At 56.5% G+C, this 16482-nt stretch carries 17 protein-coding genes and 1 tRNA gene; 8 read left to right on the top strand and 10 right to left on the bottom strand.

All coding sequences use genetic code 11. The features are described 5' to 3' along the window. From AC27FC_RS13705 to pnuC, 3 genes are all read left to right on the top strand, one after another. Positions 1-76 (top strand) — tRNA-Lys (locus AC27FC_RS13705). A 222-nt stretch (positions 77-298) separates the two neighbouring features. Beyond that, positions 299-1342, top strand: coding sequence for a quinolinate synthase NadA (gene nadA, locus AC27FC_RS13700; protein WP_069303829.1), 1044 nt, complete (start codon positions 299-301; stop codon positions 1340-1342). A 21-nt stretch (positions 1343-1363) separates the two neighbouring features. Beyond that, entirely contained in the window at positions 1364-2083 is a 720-nt protein-coding gene (gene pnuC, locus AC27FC_RS13695) for a nicotinamide riboside transporter PnuC (protein ID WP_047061376.1), read from the top strand. On the opposite strand, the gene zitB is transcribed toward pnuC, so the two are convergent. Further along, complete coding sequence (zitB, locus tag AC27FC_RS13690; protein ID WP_033144958.1) at positions 2080-3018, bottom strand: CDF family zinc transporter ZitB; 939 nt, start codon at positions 3016-3018, stop codon at positions 2080-2082. The genes pnuC and zitB overlap by 4 nt on opposite strands. A gap of 104 nt (positions 3019-3122) precedes the next feature. Continuing rightward, a complete protein-coding gene (locus AC27FC_RS13685) occupies positions 3123-3503 on the bottom strand; it encodes a protein YbgS (protein WP_087822191.1) in 381 nt (126 codons plus the stop codon). Positions 3504-3807: 304 nt separating this feature from the next. On the opposite strand from AC27FC_RS13685, the gene aroG reads away from it, so the two are divergent. After that, positions 3808-4860, top strand: coding sequence for a 3-deoxy-7-phosphoheptulonate synthase AroG (aroG, locus tag AC27FC_RS13680; protein ID WP_058841707.1), 1053 nt, complete (start codon positions 3808-3810; stop codon positions 4858-4860). A 61-nt stretch (positions 4861-4921) separates the two neighbouring features. Here aroG and gpmA read toward each other — a convergent pair whose 3' ends face one another. The 7 genes from gpmA to modE all read right to left on the bottom strand — a co-directional run bounded on the left by gpmA (position 4922) and on the right by modE (position 12669). Beyond that, on the bottom strand, positions 4922-5674 hold the full coding sequence (gpmA, locus tag AC27FC_RS13675; protein WP_033144959.1) for a 2,3-diphosphoglycerate-dependent phosphoglycerate mutase: 753 nt from the start codon (positions 5672-5674) through the stop codon (positions 4922-4924). Positions 5675-5880: 206 nt separating this feature from the next. Then, complete coding sequence (galM, locus tag AC27FC_RS13670) at positions 5881-6921, bottom strand: galactose-1-epimerase (protein WP_094934373.1); 1041 nt, start codon at positions 6919-6921, stop codon at positions 5881-5883. Beyond that, the gene (galK, locus tag AC27FC_RS13665; protein WP_196354699.1) at positions 6915-8063 is read right to left on the bottom strand and encodes a galactokinase; all 1149 of its coding nucleotides are present in this window, start codon (positions 8061-8063) and stop codon (positions 6915-6917) included. The genes galM and galK overlap by 7 nt, the downstream gene beginning before the upstream one ends. Before the next feature lie 3 nt (positions 8064-8066). After that, positions 8067-9113 (bottom strand): galactose-1-phosphate uridylyltransferase, encoded by a 1047-nt coding sequence (gene galT, locus AC27FC_RS13660; RefSeq protein ID WP_196354698.1) that lies wholly within the window; start codon positions 9111-9113, stop codon positions 8067-8069. A 9-nt stretch (positions 9114-9122) separates the two neighbouring features. Then, positions 9123-10139 (bottom strand): UDP-glucose 4-epimerase GalE, encoded by a 1017-nt coding sequence (gene galE, locus AC27FC_RS13655; RefSeq protein ID WP_023334950.1) that lies wholly within the window; start codon positions 10137-10139, stop codon positions 9123-9125. A 201-nt stretch (positions 10140-10340) separates the two neighbouring features. Next, positions 10341-11813 (bottom strand): molybdate ABC transporter ATP-binding protein ModF, encoded by a 1473-nt coding sequence (modF, locus tag AC27FC_RS13650; RefSeq protein ID WP_196354697.1) that lies wholly within the window; start codon positions 11811-11813, stop codon positions 10341-10343. A gap of 67 nt (positions 11814-11880) precedes the next feature. Next, complete coding sequence (gene modE / locus AC27FC_RS13645; protein ID WP_033144964.1) at positions 11881-12669, bottom strand: molybdenum-dependent transcriptional regulator; 789 nt, start codon at positions 12667-12669, stop codon at positions 11881-11883. Between the two features lie 127 nt (positions 12670-12796). On the opposite strand from modE, the gene AC27FC_RS13640 reads away from it, so the two are divergent. The 4 genes from AC27FC_RS13640 to modC all read left to right on the top strand — a co-directional run bounded on the left by AC27FC_RS13640 (position 12797) and on the right by modC (position 15648). Then, the gene (locus tag AC27FC_RS13640) at positions 12797-12946 is read left to right on the top strand and encodes an AcrZ family multidrug efflux pump-associated protein (RefSeq protein ID WP_023310811.1); all 150 of its coding nucleotides are present in this window, start codon (positions 12797-12799) and stop codon (positions 12944-12946) included. Between the two features lie 178 nt (positions 12947-13124). Beyond that, positions 13125-13898, top strand: coding sequence for a molybdate ABC transporter substrate-binding protein (modA, locus tag AC27FC_RS13635; protein WP_087822196.1), 774 nt, complete (start codon positions 13125-13127; stop codon positions 13896-13898). Beyond that, positions 13898-14587, top strand: coding sequence for a molybdate ABC transporter permease subunit (gene modB, locus AC27FC_RS13630; protein ID WP_032641645.1), 690 nt, complete (start codon positions 13898-13900; stop codon positions 14585-14587). Before modA ends, modB begins: the two co-directional genes overlap by 1 nt. 2 nt (positions 14588-14589) lie before the next feature. Further along, positions 14590-15648, top strand: coding sequence for a molybdenum ABC transporter ATP-binding protein ModC (modC, locus tag AC27FC_RS13625; RefSeq protein WP_029742082.1), 1059 nt, complete (start codon positions 14590-14592; stop codon positions 15646-15648). Here modC and AC27FC_RS13620 read toward each other — a convergent pair whose 3' ends face one another. Next, positions 15649-16467 (bottom strand): pyridoxal phosphatase, encoded by an 819-nt coding sequence (locus tag AC27FC_RS13620; protein WP_126795114.1) that lies wholly within the window; start codon positions 16465-16467, stop codon positions 15649-15651. It lies immediately after the preceding gene. Between the last annotated feature and the right edge of the window lie 15 nt (positions 16468-16482).

Here is a 16482-nt window from a genome sequence, read left to right as displayed (position 1 = left end):
GGGTCGTTAGCTCAGTTGGTAGAGCAGTTGACTTTTAATCAATTGGTCGCAGGTTCGAATCCTGCACGACCCACCAGTGTAGAAAGGCGCCCTAAAGGCGCCTTTTTGCTATCTGCCGTCTGTGCAGGTCGGGCAAGGCGAATCCGCCAGCCGACAAATGCTATCCGCACCTATTTCCGGTGACTTTTCCTCTCATATTCGCTATCTTGTTTAGTATACAAAACACAATTGCCATGCGTTTTGCTATGTCATGCAAAAGAAAGGCAATATTGTTAAGCCCGTAAAACGAGAAGCCATAATGAGTGTGATGTTTGATCCTGAAGCCGCAATCTATCCGTTTCCGCCAAAGCCTGTCCCGCTGAGCCAGGACGAAAAGCAATTCTACCGTGAGAAGATCAAACGTCTTCTCAAAGAACGAGATGCGGTGATGGTAGCCCATTACTACACCGACCCGGAAATTCAGCAGCTGGCGGAAGAGACCGGGGGCTGTATTTCTGACTCACTGGAGATGGCACGCTTCGGTGCAAAACATCCTGCTTCCACGCTGCTGGTTGCTGGCGTGCGTTTTATGGGCGAAACGGCAAAGATCCTGAGCCCTGAAAAAACCATTCTGATGCCGACGCTTAATGCGGAGTGTTCACTGGATCTCGGCTGCCCGATTGACGAATTCACGGCCTTCTGTGACGCCTACCCTGACCGGACCGTGGTGGTTTACGCCAACACCTCTGCGGCGGTAAAAGCGCGGGCAGACTGGGTTGTCACCTCCAGCATCGCCGTTGAGCTGATTGAACATCTGGATAGCCTGGGCGAGAAAATTATCTGGGCGCCTGACCGCCATCTTGGAAATTATGTCCAGAAGCAGACGGGGGCTGACGTTCTCTGCTGGCAGGGGGCCTGCATTGTGCACGACGAATTCAAAACCCAGGCGCTGGCGCGCATGAAGGCACTTTATCCTGACGCCGCGATTCTTGTTCACCCTGAATCACCGCAGTCGATTGTCGACATGGCGGACGCCGTGGGCTCAACCAGCCAGCTTATCAACGCGGCCAGAACGCTGCCTAACAGGCAGCTCATCGTGGCGACCGATCGCGGTATCTTCTACAAGATGCAGCAGGCCGTGCCGGAGAAAGAGCTCCTTGAAGCGCCAACGGCGGGCGAGGGCGCAACGTGTCGCAGCTGTGCGCATTGTCCGTGGATGGCGATGAATGGCCTGAAGGCCATTGCCGAAGGGCTCGAGACGGGCGGGGCAGCACATGAAATCCATGTGGATGCCGCCCTGCGTGAAGGTGCATTAATTCCGCTTAACCGCATGCTGGATTTTGCGGCTACACTACGTACTTAATTCAAAACGACCGGGGAAAAGATGGATTTTTTTAGCACGCAGAACATTCTGGTTCATATACCGATTGGTGCAGGTGGCTATGACCTGTCATGGATTGAGGCCGTTGGCACGCTGGCGGGATTACTCTGTATCTGGCTGGCAAGCCTGGAGAAGATTAGCAACTACGCGTTCGGGCTGATTAACGTTACGCTGTTTGCGATTATCTTCTTCCAGATCCAGCTGTACGCCAGCCTGCTTTTGCAGCTGTTCTTCTTCGCCGCCAATATTTACGGCTGGTACGCGTGGTCGCGTCAGAACAGCCAGCAGGAGGCAGAACTGCAGATCCGCTGGCTTCCATTGCCGAAAGCCATCGCCTGGTTTGTCGCCTGCGTGGTCGCCATTGGTTTAATGACCGTCTATATCAACCCGGTGTTTGCGTTCCTGACCCGCGTTGCCGTTTCGGTCATGTCCGGTTTCGGCCTGAACGTGACGATGCCCGAGCTCCAGCCGGATGCCTTCCCGTTCTGGGATTCCTGCATGATGGTGCTGTCGATTGCGGCGATGATCCTGATGACCCGTAAATACGTTGAGAACTGGCTGCTGTGGGTCATCATCAACGTGATCAGCGTGGCAATCTTCGCCCTGCAGGGCGTCTATGCGATGTCGCTGGAATATCTGCTGCTGACCTTCATCGCGCTGAACGGCAGCCGGATGTGGATTAAGAGCGCGCGTGAGCGGGGTTCTCACGCGCTTTCCAGCTAGTGGTGATGCTGATGTGAATGTCCGGACTGCGCCTCGTTAAGGTGGCAGTCCGGCCCGTTACAGGGCTGATACTCCATCTGGATGGTGGCGTGGCCAATTTCGTAGTGATGTTCAAGAAAATGCTGGATGCGTTCAAGCAGCGCATCGTGGTCGTGAGGCGGGATCACCTGGACGTGCAGCGTCATGACCGGTTTTTCCCCTACCAGCCAGACGTGCACGTGATGAACATTGCGGACTTCCGGGACTGAACGGCGCAGGTTGCGCTTCAGCTCGTCAATATCCATCGATGCCGGTGCCCCTTCAAGCAGTTCATTCACGCTCTCCTTCAGCAGCCGCCAGGCGCTGCGCAAGACCAGACACGACACCAGCACGGACAGAATCGGATCGACAGGCGTCCAGCCGGTGTAGAGGATCACCAGCGCGGCGACAATCGCCCCGACTGAGCCGAGTAAATCACCCAGAACATGCAGAGCCGCAGCGCGCACGTTGAGGTTCTTTTCCCCGCTGCCGCGGTGCAAAATCCAGAAGGCGAGGATATTCGCCAGCAGCCCCGCCACGGCAATCACCATCATTGTCGCCCCGGCGATCGGCTGCGGGTGTCTGAAGCGCTGGACGGCCTCCCAGACGATAAGAACGGTAATGACCACCAGCGCAATGGCGTTAACAAACGCGGCGAGGGTTGTCAGCCTCAGCCAGCCGAAGGTATGGCGCGCATTGGGAGGACGACGCGCAAACTGCACCGCCAGCAGGGCGAAGAGCAGCGCTGCGGCATCGGTCAGCATATGTCCGGCATCAGCCAGTAGCGCCAGAGAGCCGGAAATGAGGCCGCCAATGACCTCGATAATCATAAACGTTGCGGTAACGCCAAAGGCCAGCATCAGTCGTTTAGCGTTGTCGTTGCCGGGAGAGGGTGAGTGGGAATGGGAGTGAGCCATGTCTGCTTTCCTGATATGTTATTGTTTTTAGTGTAGCGTTTTTAATAGGTTACTCCAAAAAGAAAGGAGAGCCAGAGCTCTCCTTTTTCTTACCGAACCCTACATTACTGGGTGGTGCCATCGGTTTTGGTATTCGCGTCGTTCCCTACTTTGTCATTAGGGTCAGGGCATTTGCCGTCCTTGCACATTGAGTTCTTATGAACCTCGTCCGAACTCATATTGTCATGATTCATGGTGCCGGAACCGCTGCCGTTGGGATGCAGCATGGTGCCTCCGTTGTTAGTGTTGCCGGTATTGATCTGGCTGTTGTCGACATTATTCGGGGCGATATTCTGTTTCGCATCAGGTGCGGGCTGGCCTGCTGCTGCCGCGGCATTCGCATCACCGTTGCTGTCTGATGTGCCCGTTTCCGCGGCCAGGACGCTGCCGCTTGCCAGAGTAAGTGTGGCGGTCAGGAAGAGGGTTGCCAGTTTTGTCATTTTCATCATGGTGCTCCTGTTCTTGTCGTTACGCTGGATAACATTCTCCAACAGTGCATCTTTTTCTGAGGCGAAAGATTCCGCCTTACGGACTTACGTCAGTAGGGAATCGCGTTTAAGCGTGTAAAATTGGTTGTTACAGTTAAAAAGCTTAGGTTAGATCTCGTTTTTCGCTATTTTGTGGCGATTTTTAGGCGAATTCCAGGAATTATCTGCGTGAAGTGTAAAACCGTGTTTACACTTCCTGGTCGACAAGATAGATTGAAAGGATTGCTTTCATTACTAAAGATATGGCAGAGCTGGAAAGAAAATGAATTATCAGAACGACGATTTACGCATTAAAGAGATCAATGAGTTATTACCTCCTGTAGCGCTCCTTGAGAAATTCCCCGCCACTGAAAATGCCGCAAACACGGTTTCTCATGCTCGTAAAGCGATCCATAAGATCCTGAAAGGTAATGACGATCGTCTTCTGGTGGTGATTGGTCCGTGCTCCATTCACGATCCTGCAGCTGCGAAAGAGTACGCTGCCCGTCTGCTCACCCTCCGTGAAGAGCTGAAGGACGAGCTGGAAATCGTGATGCGCGTCTATTTTGAAAAACCGCGCACCACCGTGGGCTGGAAAGGACTGATTAACGATCCGCATATGGATAACAGCTTCCAGATCAACGACGGCCTGCGCATTGCGCGCAAGCTGCTGCTGGAGATCAACGACAGCGGCCTGCCTGCGGCCGGTGAATTCCTGGACATGATAACGCCGCAATACCTGGCAGACCTGATGAGCTGGGGCGCAATTGGTGCCCGCACAACCGAATCTCAGGTGCACCGCGAGCTGGCGTCCGGTCTCTCTTGCCCGGTGGGTTTCAAAAACGGCACTGACGGCACCATTAAGGTGGCTATTGACGCCATCAACGCAGCGGGTGCGCCGCACTGCTTCCTGTCCGTGACCAAATGGGGCCATTCCGCCATCGTTAACACCAGCGGTAACGGTGACTGCCATATCATTCTGCGCGGCGGCAAAGAGCCGAACTACAGCGCGAAACACGTGGCGGAAGTGAAGGTCGGGCTGGAAAAAGCCGGGCTGCCACCGCAGGTGATGATCGATTTCAGCCATGCTAACTCCAGCAAGCAGTTTAAAAAGCAGATGGAAGTGGGTGCAGACGTCTGCCAGCAGGTTGCCGGCGGTGAGAAGGCGGTGATTGGGGTAATGATCGAAAGCCATCTGGTTGAAGGTAACCAGAACCTGGAAGGCAGCGAGCCGCTGGTGTATGGCAAAAGCGTCACCGATGCCTGCATTGGCTGGGACGATACCGATACCATCCTGCGTCAGCTGGCGAATGCGGTAAAAGCGCGCCGCGGCTGAATTCTCAGGCACAAATAAAAAAGCGCGGAAGGCTCCGCGCTTTTTTTATGCCTTGCGAAAATTACTTCGCTTTACCCTGGTTCGCGACAGCCGCTGCTTTCGCCGCGATCTCTTCTGCGTTACCCAGATAGTAGTGTTTGATTGGCTTGAAGTTTTCGTCGAACTCATACACCAGCGGTACGCCAGTTGGGATGTTCAGTTCGAGGATTTCGTCTTCACCCATGTTGTCCAGGTATTTCACCAGCGCACGCAGGGAGTTACCGTGAGCCGCGACGATCACGCGCTCGCCGCTTTTCAGGCGTGGCAGAATGGTTTCGTTCCAGTAAGGCACAACGCGGTCGATGGTCAGCGCCAGGCTTTCGGTGGTTGGCAGCTCAGCGTCGGTCAGCTTCGCGTAACGCGGGTCGTGGCCCGGGTAACGCTCGTCATCTTTGGTCAGTTCTGGTGGGGTGATTGCGAAGCCGCGACGCCACTGTTTAACCTGTTCGTCGCCATATTTCTCAGCGGTTTCCGCTTTGTTCAGGCCCTGCAGCGCACCGTAGTGACGTTCGTTCAGTTTCCAGGACTTCTCAACCGGCAGCCAGGCCTGATCCAGTTCGTCCAGCACGTTCCACAGGGTGTGGATGGCACGTTTCAGCACAGAGGTGTAAGCAAAATCAAAGCTGAAGCCTTCTTCCTTCAGCAGTTTACCCGCTGCTTTTGCTTCGCTTACGCCTTTCTCAGACAGATCAACGTCGTACCAACCGGTAAAGCGGTTTTCGTTGTTCCACTGGCTTTCGCCGTGACGCACCAGGACCAGCTTAGTTATAGCCATCTCTTACTCCTCAAGCATTTTTAGAATGATAACAATTCTCATTATATTGCCGTGGCTGTGCCACCAGCAACGCTTAACCCTAACCATAGCGAAAATAGTCTCTGAGTGTAAGATGCTTGTGAATCCAGGGTTATGATTTTGTCTGCGATCGGCGCTATTTTCAGCAAGGCGCGCAGAAAAAAGCCCTCCGGAGGGAGGGCTGGATATTAATGTGGAATAAAATGATATTCCGTCACGCTCACGTACTCTTTACCCGGACGCAGCACGCAGTCTGGCTGCGGCCATTCCGGATGGTTCGGGCTGTCCGGCAGGAACTCGCTCTCCAGCGCCAGGCCTTGCCAGTCGCTGTACTCATCGTGTTCGCGCGCCGTCGTGCCGCCGAGGTAGTTGCCTGAGTAAAACTGCAGGGCAGGGGCTGTGGTATAAACCGTCATCTGCAGTTTCTCATCCGCAGACCAGACCTGTGCGGCAGGCTGTTTCACATCGCCTTTGGCCTGCAGCAGGAAAGCGTGGTCGTAGCCTTTTACCTTACGCTGATCGTCATCGCTCATGAAATCCTGGGCGATGGACTTCGCGCTGCGGAAGTCAAAGCTGGTGCCGCTCACGTCTTTGAGGCCCTGATACGGAATGCCCATCTCGTCAACTGGAAGATATGCATCCGCCAGGATCTGCAGCTTGTGCTCACGCACGTCGCACTGGTTACCGTCCAGATTAAAGTACGCGTGATTGGTCAGATTGACCGGACACGGCTTGTCGACCGTCGCACGGTATTCAATGGCGATACGGTTGTCGTCGGTCAGCGTAAAGCGCGCGGACGCGACAAGGTTCCCCGGGAAGCCCTGATCGCCATCAGGCGAATCCAGCGAGAACAGCACTTCGCCGTCGTTTTGACGAACAATCTTCCAGCGGCGTTTATCGAATCCGTCCGGACCGCCGTGCAGCTGGTTCTCACCCTGGCTTGGAAGCAGGATGTACGGCACGCCGTCGAGTTCAAAACGGCTCTTCGCGATGCGGTTAGCATAGCGCCCGACGGACGCGCCCAGATAGGCGGACTGATTGACGTACTGCTCAGGCGAGGCGCAGCCGAGCAGAGTCTCGCGCACGCTGCCGTCCGGCATCGGTACGCGGGCAGAAAGAAGGGTTGCCCCCCAGTCCATCACCGTAACGACCATCCCCGCGCTGTTGCGCAGGGTTAACAGGCGATACGGCAGACCATCCGGTGCAAGGGTAGGTGTTTCGTTTAGCACTGTCCGGCTCCTTGTGATGCTTTACAAACATAGAAGGTTTCTTTGATACCCGTTTTTGCTTCGTACTGCTTCGCCACGGCATCCTGTACGGCAGGGACCAGCTCTTCTGGCACCAGCGCAACGATGCAGCCGCCAAAACCGCCGCCCGTCATGCGCACGCCGCCTTTGTCGCCGATGGTGGCTTTAACGATGTCCACCAGGGTGTCGATCTGCGGAACGGTGATTTCAAAATCATCGCGCATGGAGGCGTGAGATTCCGCCATCAGCTCACCCATGCGTTTCAGGTCACCTTTCGCCAGCGCGGACGCGGCTTCAACGGTACGGGCATTTTCCGTCAGCACGTGACGAACGCGTTTGGCGACAACCGGATCCAGCTCGTGCGCCACTTTGTTAAATTCATTGAGCGTCACGTCGCGCAGGGCAGGCTGCTGGAAGAAGCGGGCGCCGGTTTCGCACTGCTGGCGGCGGGTGTTGTATTCGCTGCCCACCAGCGTGCGCTTAAAGTTGCTGTTGACGATCACCACAGCCGCGCCTTTCGGCAGGGGAACGGCTTTGGTGCCCAGCGAGCGGCAGTCAATTAACAGGGCATGCTCTTTTTTGCCCAGTGCGGAGATCAGCTGGTCCATAATGCCGCAGTTGCAGCCCACGAACTGGTTTTCTGCTTCCTGACCGTTCAGGGCGATTTGCGCGCCATCCAGCGGCAGATGATAAAGCTGCTGGAACACGGTGCCCACGGCGACTTCCAGGGACGCAGAGGAGCTTAAGCCCGCACCCTGCGGCACGTTGCCGCTGATAACTAAATCTGCGCCGCCAAAGTTCTTGTTACGCTTCTGAAGGTGTTTCACCACGCCGCGCACGTAGTTAGACCACTGCTGGCTGTCGTGCGTCACAATCGGGGCATCGAGGGAAAACTCGTCCGTCTCATTACCGTAATCCGCCGCAATCACGCGAACTTTACGGTTGTCGCGCTTCGCACAGCTGATGACGGTCTGGTAATCGATAGCGCACGGCAGCACGAATCCGTCGTTATAGTCGGTGTGTTCACCGATCAGGTTAACGCGGCCTGGCGCCTGGATAACGTGGGTGGCAGGGTAGCCAAATTTCTCAGCAAACAGGGATTGTGTTTTATCTTTCAGACTCATTTTTTAGACTCCTGATTCGCGATAGTGGACGTCGCTAACGGCACGCAGACGTTCTGCCGCCTGTTCCGCCGTCAGGTCACGCTGGGTTTCCGCCAGCATTTCATAGCCCACCATGAATTTACGCACCGTCGCAGAGCGCAGCAGCGGCGGATAGAAATGGGCGTGCAGCTGCCAGTGTTGATTCTCTTCGCCGTTAAACGGGGCGCCGTGCCAGCCCATGGAGTACGGGAAAGAGCACTGGAAGAGGTTGTCGTAACGGCTGGTCAGCTTTTTCAGCGCCAGGGCAAGGTCGTCGCGCTGCGCGTCGCTAAGATCGGTGATGCGCTGCACGTGCGCTTTCGGCAGCAGCAGCGTTTCAAACGGCCAGGCGGCCCAGTAAGGGACGACGGCCAGCCAGTGTTCGGTTTCCACCACGGTGCGGCTGCCGTCGGCCAGCTCGCGCTGGGTGTAGTCCACCAGCATCGGCGAACCGTTTTCCGCGAAATACGCTTTCTGCAGACGGTCTTCACGCTCGGCTTCGTTAGGCAGGAAGCTGTTCGCCCAGATCTGGCCGTGCGGGTGCGGGTTAGAGCAGCCCATGGCCGCGCCTTTGTTTTCGAACACCTGCACCCACGGATAGCGCTGCCCCAGCTCTGCGGTTTGCGCCTGCCAGGTGCTGACGACCTCTTTCAGCGCGTCCACGCTCAGCTCCGGGAGCGTTTTGCTGTGATCGGGCGAGAAGCAGATCACGCGGCTGGTTCCGCGCGCGCTTTCGCAGCGCATCAGCGGATCGTGGCTTTGCGGCGCGTCCGGCGTGTCGGTCATCAGCGCGGCAAAATCGTTGGTGAACACGAAGGTGCCTTTGTAGTCCGGGTTTTTATCCCCGGTGACGCGCGTGTTGCCCGGACAGAGGAAGCAGTCCGGGTCGTGCTGTGGCAGCGTCTGTTTTGCAGGCGTCTCCTGCGCGCCCTGCCAGGGGCGCTTGGCGCGATGCGGAGAAACCAAAATCCATTGCCCGCTTAACGGGTTAAAACGACGATGCGGATGATCGACGGGGTTAAATTGCGTCATGACGGATCCTTAGTCCGGATAGCCTTGCGGGTGGCGTGACTGCCAGTGCCAGGTATCCTGTGCCATTTCATCAAGCGTGCGCGTCACACGCCAGTTAAGCTCTTTGTCGGCTTTGGTGGCATCGGCCCAGTAAGCAGGCAGGTCGCCATCACGACGCGGAGCGAAGTGGTAGTTCACCGGCTTACCGCAGGCTTTGCTGAAGGCGTTAACCACGTCCAGCACGCTGCTGCCGACCCCGGCGCCGAGGTTGTAAATATGCACGCCCGGTTTGTTGGCCAACTGCTGCATGGCCGCAACGTGACCGTCGGCCAGATCCATCACGTGGATGTAGTCGCGCACGCCGGTACCGTCTTCGGTCGGATAGTCATTGCCAAATATCGCCAGCGAGTCGCGGCGACCCACGGCAACCTGGGCGATATACGGCATCAGGTTATTCGGGATGCCCTGCGGATCTTCACCCATGTCGCCGGACGGATGCGCGCCGACCGGGTTGAAGTAGCGCAGCAGCGCGATGCTCCACTCCGGCTGTGCTTTTTGCAGGTCGGTCAGGATCTGCTCCACCATCAGCTTGCTTTTGCCGTACGGGCTTTGCGGGGTACCGGTCGGGAAGCTTTCAACGTAAGGGATTTTGGGCTGATCGCCGTAGACGGTGGCGGAGGAGCTAAAGATGAAGTTTTTGACGTTCGCCGCGCGCATGGCGGAGATGAGACGCAGAGTGCCGTTGACGTTGTTGTCGTAATACTCGAGCGGCTTTGCAACGGATTCACCGACCGCTTTCAGACCCGCGAAGTGGATCACCGCTTCGATGGCATGGTCGTGAAGGATCTCGGTCATCAGCGCTTCGTTGCGGATGTCGCCTTCCACGAAAGTCGGTTGTTTACCGCCAAGGCGTTCAATCACCGGCAGCACGCTGCGCTTACTGTTGCACAGGTTGTCGAGGATGATGACGTCGTGACCGTTTTGCAGCAGTTGCACGCAGGTATGACTACCTATGTAACCGCTACCACCTGTTACCAGAACTCGCATATTTCGCTCCATTGGGCTTATGGTATGTAATAACCATAGCATAACAGAGACGCGAAAAGTGTGACATGGGATAAAATAGTGGAATCGTTTACACTCGTTTTCACACTCGCTTTTACAATGACTGAGTGCATTCTAGATCAAAGAGATAGCGATGTATTGATGCAAGTTATCTGAAAAAGAGGAGGGCAGAGCCCTCCACGGTTAATCGACGTTGCTGAGAAGATAGCGATAACCCTCACCGTCCGGCACAAACTCCAGGCGATGCGTGATGCAGGCGGGGGCATCTTCGGCATGATGTGAAACGAACAGCAGCTGCGTTTCACCTTCGCTAATCAGCACGTCCACAAAGCGGCGGATAAGCTGGCGATTCAGCGGATCGAGTCCCTGCAGCGGTTCGTCGAGGATCAGAAGCGTAGGGTGTTTCACCAGCGCGCGAACGATCAGGGCCAGACGCTGCTGCCCCCACGACAGACTATGAAACGGCGCGTCAGCGACCCGGTTGTCCATGCCCAGAATATCCAGCCACTGTTGGGCCAGCTTTTGCTGTTTGTCCGACACCGCCTGATAAATACCGATGGAATCAAAATACCCGGAAAGGATCGCGTTGCGTACCGTGGTACTGACCCGGTAATCCAGATGCAGGCTGCTGCTGACGTAGCCGATATGTTTTTTAATATCCCAGATGGTTTCGCCGCTGCCGCGACGCCGACCAAACAGCGTCAGATCGTTGCTATAGCCCTGCGGGTGATCGCCGGTTATCAGGCTCAGCAGCGTGGATTTTCCCGCGCCGTTAGGGCCGATAATCTGCCAGTGTTCGCCGGGATTGACCGTCCAGCTAAGACGGTTGAGGATCGGGCGATCGTCATAAGAGACCATCCCATCCCGCAGCACGATGCGCGGCTGGTGGGGATCGAGCGCGTGGCGGGCCGAAGGGGCGTCAGGTTCCGGAAGCGTAATTCCGTCGAGTTGTTCACTGTGCGCGAGCTGGGCAATGAGCGCCTGCTTGAGCAGCGCTGTTTTTTCACCGGTCTCGGTCAGGTTACAGTCGGCCAGTACGCCCGCGTGCTGAATAAAGTCCGGAATTTCATCGAAGCGGTTAAGCACCAAAACCAGGGTATATCCCTGCTGATTAAGCGACTCCAGCAGGGCCGCCAGCTGCGCACGGGACTGCACGTCAAGGCCGTCAAACGGTTCGTCGAGGATAAGCAGCTCGGGCTCGCTCATCAGCGCCTGGCAAAGCAGCGTTTTTCGCGTCTCGCCGGTAGAAAGGTATTTAAAGCGCCGGTTCAGCAGGGCGGTGATGCCGAACCGTTCTGCCAGGCGCTGACAGCGGGCGGGATCTTTTACCTCATCCTGAATAATTTCCGCCGTCGTACGGCCGGTATCTTCTTCGCCAGGGCTGAGTAAATCAGTGTTATTGCGCTGCCACTCGTCGCTTACCAGCTTTTGCAATTGTTCAAATGACAGGCGCGTCAGGCGCGTAAAGTCGCCCTGGCTTTCGCCCTTGAGGAGGGGGAGCTCGCCGGCCAGCGCACGGGCCAGCGCGGATTTACCGCTGCCGTTAGTGCCGACAAACGCCCAGCTTTCACCCGCGCGTATCGTTAAATCAGCAATCGTCAGCGTTCGGGTATCGCTAAGACGAAACGTGCCTTGCGAAATATGCAATGATGACATGGTTTATCCCTGTTTTTGCAGCAACAGATATCAGGGATACGCACTGTCGGCGCGATTGTCAATGCGCTCAGCACAATGTGGCGATAATCACCCGGTCTGCGTTGAACCAGGCGGTAACGACAGAACCTTCTTCTAAACCGTCCGCTTCGCTAAGCGGTATCGTCGCGCAAAGCGGTTGCCCGTCTGCGAGGGTCATCAGCACTTCGCACTGCGCCTGGCCGCGTTCGATATGGCTAATAGCGCCCTGGAGCTGGTTATCGGCCGCCTTTGCGGCGTTGGGATCGCGCGTGATATTGACCCACGGCGCTTTCAGCAGCACCAGCACCTCTTTACCTTCATCGAGCTCAAGGCGCTCTGCGCTCTGCGCCGTTATTGCGGCTTTCAGACGGGTGGTGCCATCGGCAAGCAGGATCTCAATATGCTGCTGTACCTGCAGATTGTCGCGCGCCGTCACCGTTCCAAACCACTGGTTGCGGGCGCTGGTTTGTAACGAGAAGCGGGAAATGGCGGCCAGCAAGCTGTCCAGCGGAACGTTATCGTCGTCGCTCAACACATCGAACGCCTTTTGCTGGATCTGGGCCAGCAGATCGTAAAGCTGAATAAGGCGCTGGCCATAGCGCGTCACGATCGCACCGCCGCCGCCTTTGCCGCCTGTGGCTCTGTCCACCAGCGGGTGTTCGCTCAGGGTGTTCATTTCGTTGATGGCGTCCCAGGCACTTTTGTAGCTGATGCCCGCGTTTTTCGCCCCCTGGCTAATTGAGCCCGTTTGTTCTATTTGTTTAAGCAGGGCGATACGTCGCGGATCGGCGAAAAGCTTTTGCTGAAGTCGTAGAGTGAGAAGAATTTCGGCCTGCATAACAGTGTCCTGGCAAAAAGAGTATTGTGGCCTAAATGGTGCAGGGCGCAAAGGGTACCGCACAAAAGGGGATGTTTTTCTCACTTGAAAGGGTAGAATGAGCCGTTCACAATATCTGGAGAAAACCATGTTAGAGTTGTTGAAAAGTCTGGTATTCGCCGTGATCATGGTACCAGTAGTGATGGCCATCATCCTCGGTGCCATCTACGGCCTGGGTGAAGTGTTCAACGTCTTTTCGAACATTGGTCACAAAGACCAGGCTAAAAAGCAGCATTGATTCCCCACAAAACGCCCGGCCAGTCCGGGCGTTTTGCTCTCAAGATTTTCCCGTCTACGCCGATATTATTTAACGCATCACACCGGTTTACCCCTTCAGCGTTACGATTAAACGCTGGGATCTCCCTGACGTAATCGTTATATTAAGATGTATATAACGCTACTCACAGGAGTTACAGATGGCACGTTCATGGATACGCCTTTTCGCAGGGGCAACGCTGACGCTTTCACTTACCGGACACGCGCTGGCGGACGAGGGTAAAATCACCGTCTTTGCCGCGGCGTCGCTGACCAACGCGCTGCAGGACATCGCGGCGGCGTATAAAAAAGAGAAAAACGTCGAGGTGGTCTCCTCTTTTGCCTCTTCCTCGACGCTGGCGCGCCAGATAGAAGCGGGCGCACCGGCGGATCTGTTCATCTCGGCTGACCAGAAGTGGATGGACTACGCGACGGAGAAGAAATCGATTGATGCCACAACCCGCGAAACGCTGCTGGGGAATAGCCTGGTTGTCGTGGCGCCAAAAGCCAGCGCGCAGGCGGACTTCACCATCAACAAAGAGACCCACTGGACGAGCCTGCTGAACGGTGGCCGTCTGGCCGTGGGCGACCCGGAGCACGTTCCGGCCGGGATTTATGCCAAAGAAGCGCTGCAAAAGCTGGGTGCATGGGAGACATTGTCACCGAAGCTGGCCCCGGCGGAAGACGTGCGCGGCGCGCTGGCGCTGGTAGAACGCAACGAAGCCCCGCTGGGCATTGTGTATGGCTCTGATGCCGTTGCCAGTAAAGGTGTAAAAGTGGTCGCAACGTTCCCGGAAGACTCCCACAAGAAAGTGGAATATCCTGTTGCGATTGTTGATGGACATAAAAATGCGGCCGTGACGGCCTTCCGCGATTACCTGAAAGGGCCGGAGGCGTCCGCAATCTTTAAACGTTATGGATTTACGACTCACTGATGATATTGACCGATCCTGAATGGCAGGCTGTTCTGCTGAGCCTGAAAGTCTCTTCCCTGGCGGTTGCGCTGAGCTTGCCCTTTGGGATCTTCTTTGCCTGGCTACTGGTTCGCTGTCAGTTTCCCGGCAAAACGCTGCTCGACAGCGTGCTGCATCTTCCGCTCGTTTTGCCGCCCGTGGTGGTCGGTTACCTGCTGCTGATTTCGATGGGGCGACGCGGTTTTATCGGCGAGAAGCTCTACGACTGGTTTGGGCTGACGTTTGCGTTTAGCTGGCGCGGTGCGGTACTGGCGGCGGCGGTGATGTCATTTCCGCTGATGGTGAGGGCGATACGCCTCGCGCTGGAAGGCGTGGACATGAAGCTCGAACAGGCGGCCCGCACGCTGGGCGCAGGGCGCTGGCGCGTCTTTTTCACCATCACGCTTCCGCTCACGCTGCCGGGCATTATTGTCGGGACGGTGCTGGCCTTCGCCCGCTCGCTGGGCGAGTTTGGCGCGACGATCACCTTTGTGTCGAACATCCCCGGCGAGACGCGAACCATCCCGTCGGCAATGTATACCCTGATTCAAACGCCGGGCGGTGAAGGCGCGGCGGCGCGGCTGTGTATTATTTCAATTGTGCTGGCGCTGGCATCGCTGATGGTGTCTGAATGGCTGGCGCGGCTCAGCCGCGAGCGGATGGGGAAATAAGCATGCTGGAACTCCATTTCACCCAGACGCTGGGAAACCATACCCTGACGCTTAACGAGACGCTGCCGGCAAGCGGAATCACCGCTATCTTTGGCGTGTCGGGGGCGGGAAAAACGTCGCTGATTAATGCCATCAGCGGCCTGACCCGCCCGCAGTCAGGCCGTATTGTCCTGAATGACCGCGTCCTGAATGACGTGGAGAACAAAATTTACCTCTCGCCGGATAAACGCCGCATCGGCTATGTTTTCCAGGACGCGCGCCTGTTCCCGCACTACAGCGTGCGCGGCAACCTGCGTTACGGCATGGCGAAAAGCATGGCCGGGCAGTTTGACAAGCTGGTGACGCTTTTAGGCATTGAGCCTCTGCTCGACAGGCTGCCATCCTCGCTTTCCGGCGGAGAAAAACAGCGTGTGGCCATTGGCCGCGCGTTGCTGACCGCCCCGGAGCTGCTGCTGCTCGACGAGCCGCTGGCCTCGCTCGATATTCCGCGTAAACGCGAACTTCTGCCTTATCTACAGCGACTGACGCGCGAAATTAATATTCCGATGCTCTACGTTAGCCATTCGCTGGATGAGATCCTCCATCTGGCCGACAAGGTGCTGGTGCTGGAAGAGGGCAGCGTGAAGGCCTTCGGCAACCTGGAAGAGGTGTGGGGCAGCAGCGTAATGCACCCCTGGTTACCCAGGGAACAGCAGAGCAGCATCCTGAAAGTGAGCGTTCTGGAACATCACCCGCACTACGCGATGACCGCCCTGGCGCTGGGCGACCAGCATCTGTGGGTCAATAAGATCGACAAACCGCTACAGTCCGCGCTGCGAATTCGCATCCAGGCGTCGGACGTCTCGCTGGTGCTGCAGCCGCCGCTGCAAACCAGTATTCGAAATATTCTGCGCGCCAAAGTGGCGGAGTGTTTTGATGATAACGGGCAGGTGGAAGTGAAGCTTGAAGTCGGCAGCAGGACGCTCTGGGCGCGCATCAGCCCGTGGGCGAGGGATGAGTTAGGGATCAAACCCGGCCTGTGGCTTTACGCGCAAATTAAGAGCGTCTCGATTACCGCCTGATTACAGCAGGTGGGTATAAATGTACTGCGCGATGCTGTCGGTGGTGTTGTCGCCAATCACCACGTTGGCGCGGGCTTTTACCGCGTCGTCGGCATTGCCCATCGCCACGCCGGTACCGGCGGCTTCCAGCATGCTGATGTCGTTGTAGTTGTCGCCGAAGGCGATCACGTCACGCATCGACCCGCCCTGTGATTCCACATACTGCGTCAGGCGCTTGCCTTTGCTGTTGCCTTTGCGGGCAATATCCACCTGGTCATGCCAGGACCATTCGCACTCCAGACCCAGCGTTTGTTCCACGTGTTTTGCGAAGGTATTCAGTTTGGTGGTGTCTTCATCGGTCAGGGCGAATTTCCAGATAGCCTCAACGTCCTGGGCTGCCTGACGCAGGGAGGAAACCTGGGTAAAGACCGGACGCTGCGCTTCAGGCAGGGACAACGCCCAGTTGCTGGTGCGCACCACGTGGCCTGTAGGGCGCTCGTACACCATCGCGTTATCCACGTACATCAGGCCGTGAACGGCATGCTCATCCAGCAGATCGATCAGCTGCAGCGCCTGGGGAACCGGCAGCGGGTCGGATTCTAAAACCTTTTTTGCCTGATAATCATACAAATAAGTGCCATTACAACAAATTGCAGGTGTATCTAACGCCAGTGCCTGATAAAAAGGGTGAATGGCAACGTGATGTCGACCCGTTACGATAAGGAGTTGATATCCCACTTCCTGCGCGCGTTTTAGCGCCTCAAGGGAGGAGGGGAGAAGGGTTTTTTGCGGCGTCAGTAAGGTACCGTCTAAATCCAGAGCAATCACACGCGAGGTCATCTGTTTTCCCGGGTT

Source organism: Enterobacter sp. C3_dUdeg (assembly GCF_057536195.1).
Note: the sequence above shows the minus strand (reverse complement) of the source record. Positions and strands in the feature narration are given on the sequence as shown.

Coding starts and splice junctions, on each gene's coding strand:
- nadA (WP_069303829.1), top strand. CDS start 299: ATGAGTGTGATGTTTGATCCTGAAGCCGCAATCTATCCGTTTCCGCCA.
- pnuC (WP_047061376.1), top strand. CDS start 1,364: ATGGATTTTTTTAGCACGCAGAACATTCTGGTTCATATACCGATTGGT.
- zitB (WP_033144958.1), bottom strand. CDS start 3,018: ATGGCTCACTCCCATTCCCACTCACCCTCTCCCGGCAACGACAACGCT.
- AC27FC_RS13685 (WP_087822191.1), bottom strand. CDS start 3,503: ATGAAAATGACAAAACTGGCAACCCTCTTCCTGACCGCCACACTTACT.
- aroG (WP_058841707.1), top strand. CDS start 3,808: ATGAATTATCAGAACGACGATTTACGCATTAAAGAGATCAATGAGTTA.
- gpmA (WP_033144959.1), bottom strand. CDS start 5,674: ATGGCTATAACTAAGCTGGTCCTGGTGCGTCACGGCGAAAGCCAGTGG.
- galK (WP_196354699.1), bottom strand. CDS start 8,063: ATGAGTCTGAAAGATAAAACACAATCCCTGTTTGCTGAGAAATTTGGC.
- galT (WP_196354698.1), bottom strand. CDS start 9,113: ATGACGCAATTTAACCCCGTCGATCATCCGCATCGTCGTTTTAACCCG.
- galE (WP_023334950.1), bottom strand. CDS start 10,139: ATGCGAGTTCTGGTAACAGGTGGTAGCGGTTACATAGGTAGTCATACC.
- modF (WP_196354697.1), bottom strand. CDS start 11,813: ATGTCATCATTGCATATTTCGCAAGGCACGTTTCGTCTTAGCGATACC.
- modE (WP_033144964.1), bottom strand. CDS start 12,669: ATGCAGGCCGAAATTCTTCTCACTCTACGACTTCAGCAAAAGCTTTTC.
- AC27FC_RS13640 (WP_023310811.1), top strand. CDS start 12,797: ATGTTAGAGTTGTTGAAAAGTCTGGTATTCGCCGTGATCATGGTACCA.
- modA (WP_087822196.1), top strand. CDS start 13,125: ATGGCACGTTCATGGATACGCCTTTTCGCAGGGGCAACGCTGACGCTT.
- modB (WP_032641645.1), top strand. CDS start 13,898: ATGATATTGACCGATCCTGAATGGCAGGCTGTTCTGCTGAGCCTGAAA.
- modC (WP_029742082.1), top strand. CDS start 14,590: ATGCTGGAACTCCATTTCACCCAGACGCTGGGAAACCATACCCTGACG.
- AC27FC_RS13620 (WP_126795114.1), bottom strand. CDS start 16,467: ATGACCTCGCGTGTGATTGCTCTGGATTTAGACGGTACCTTACTGACG.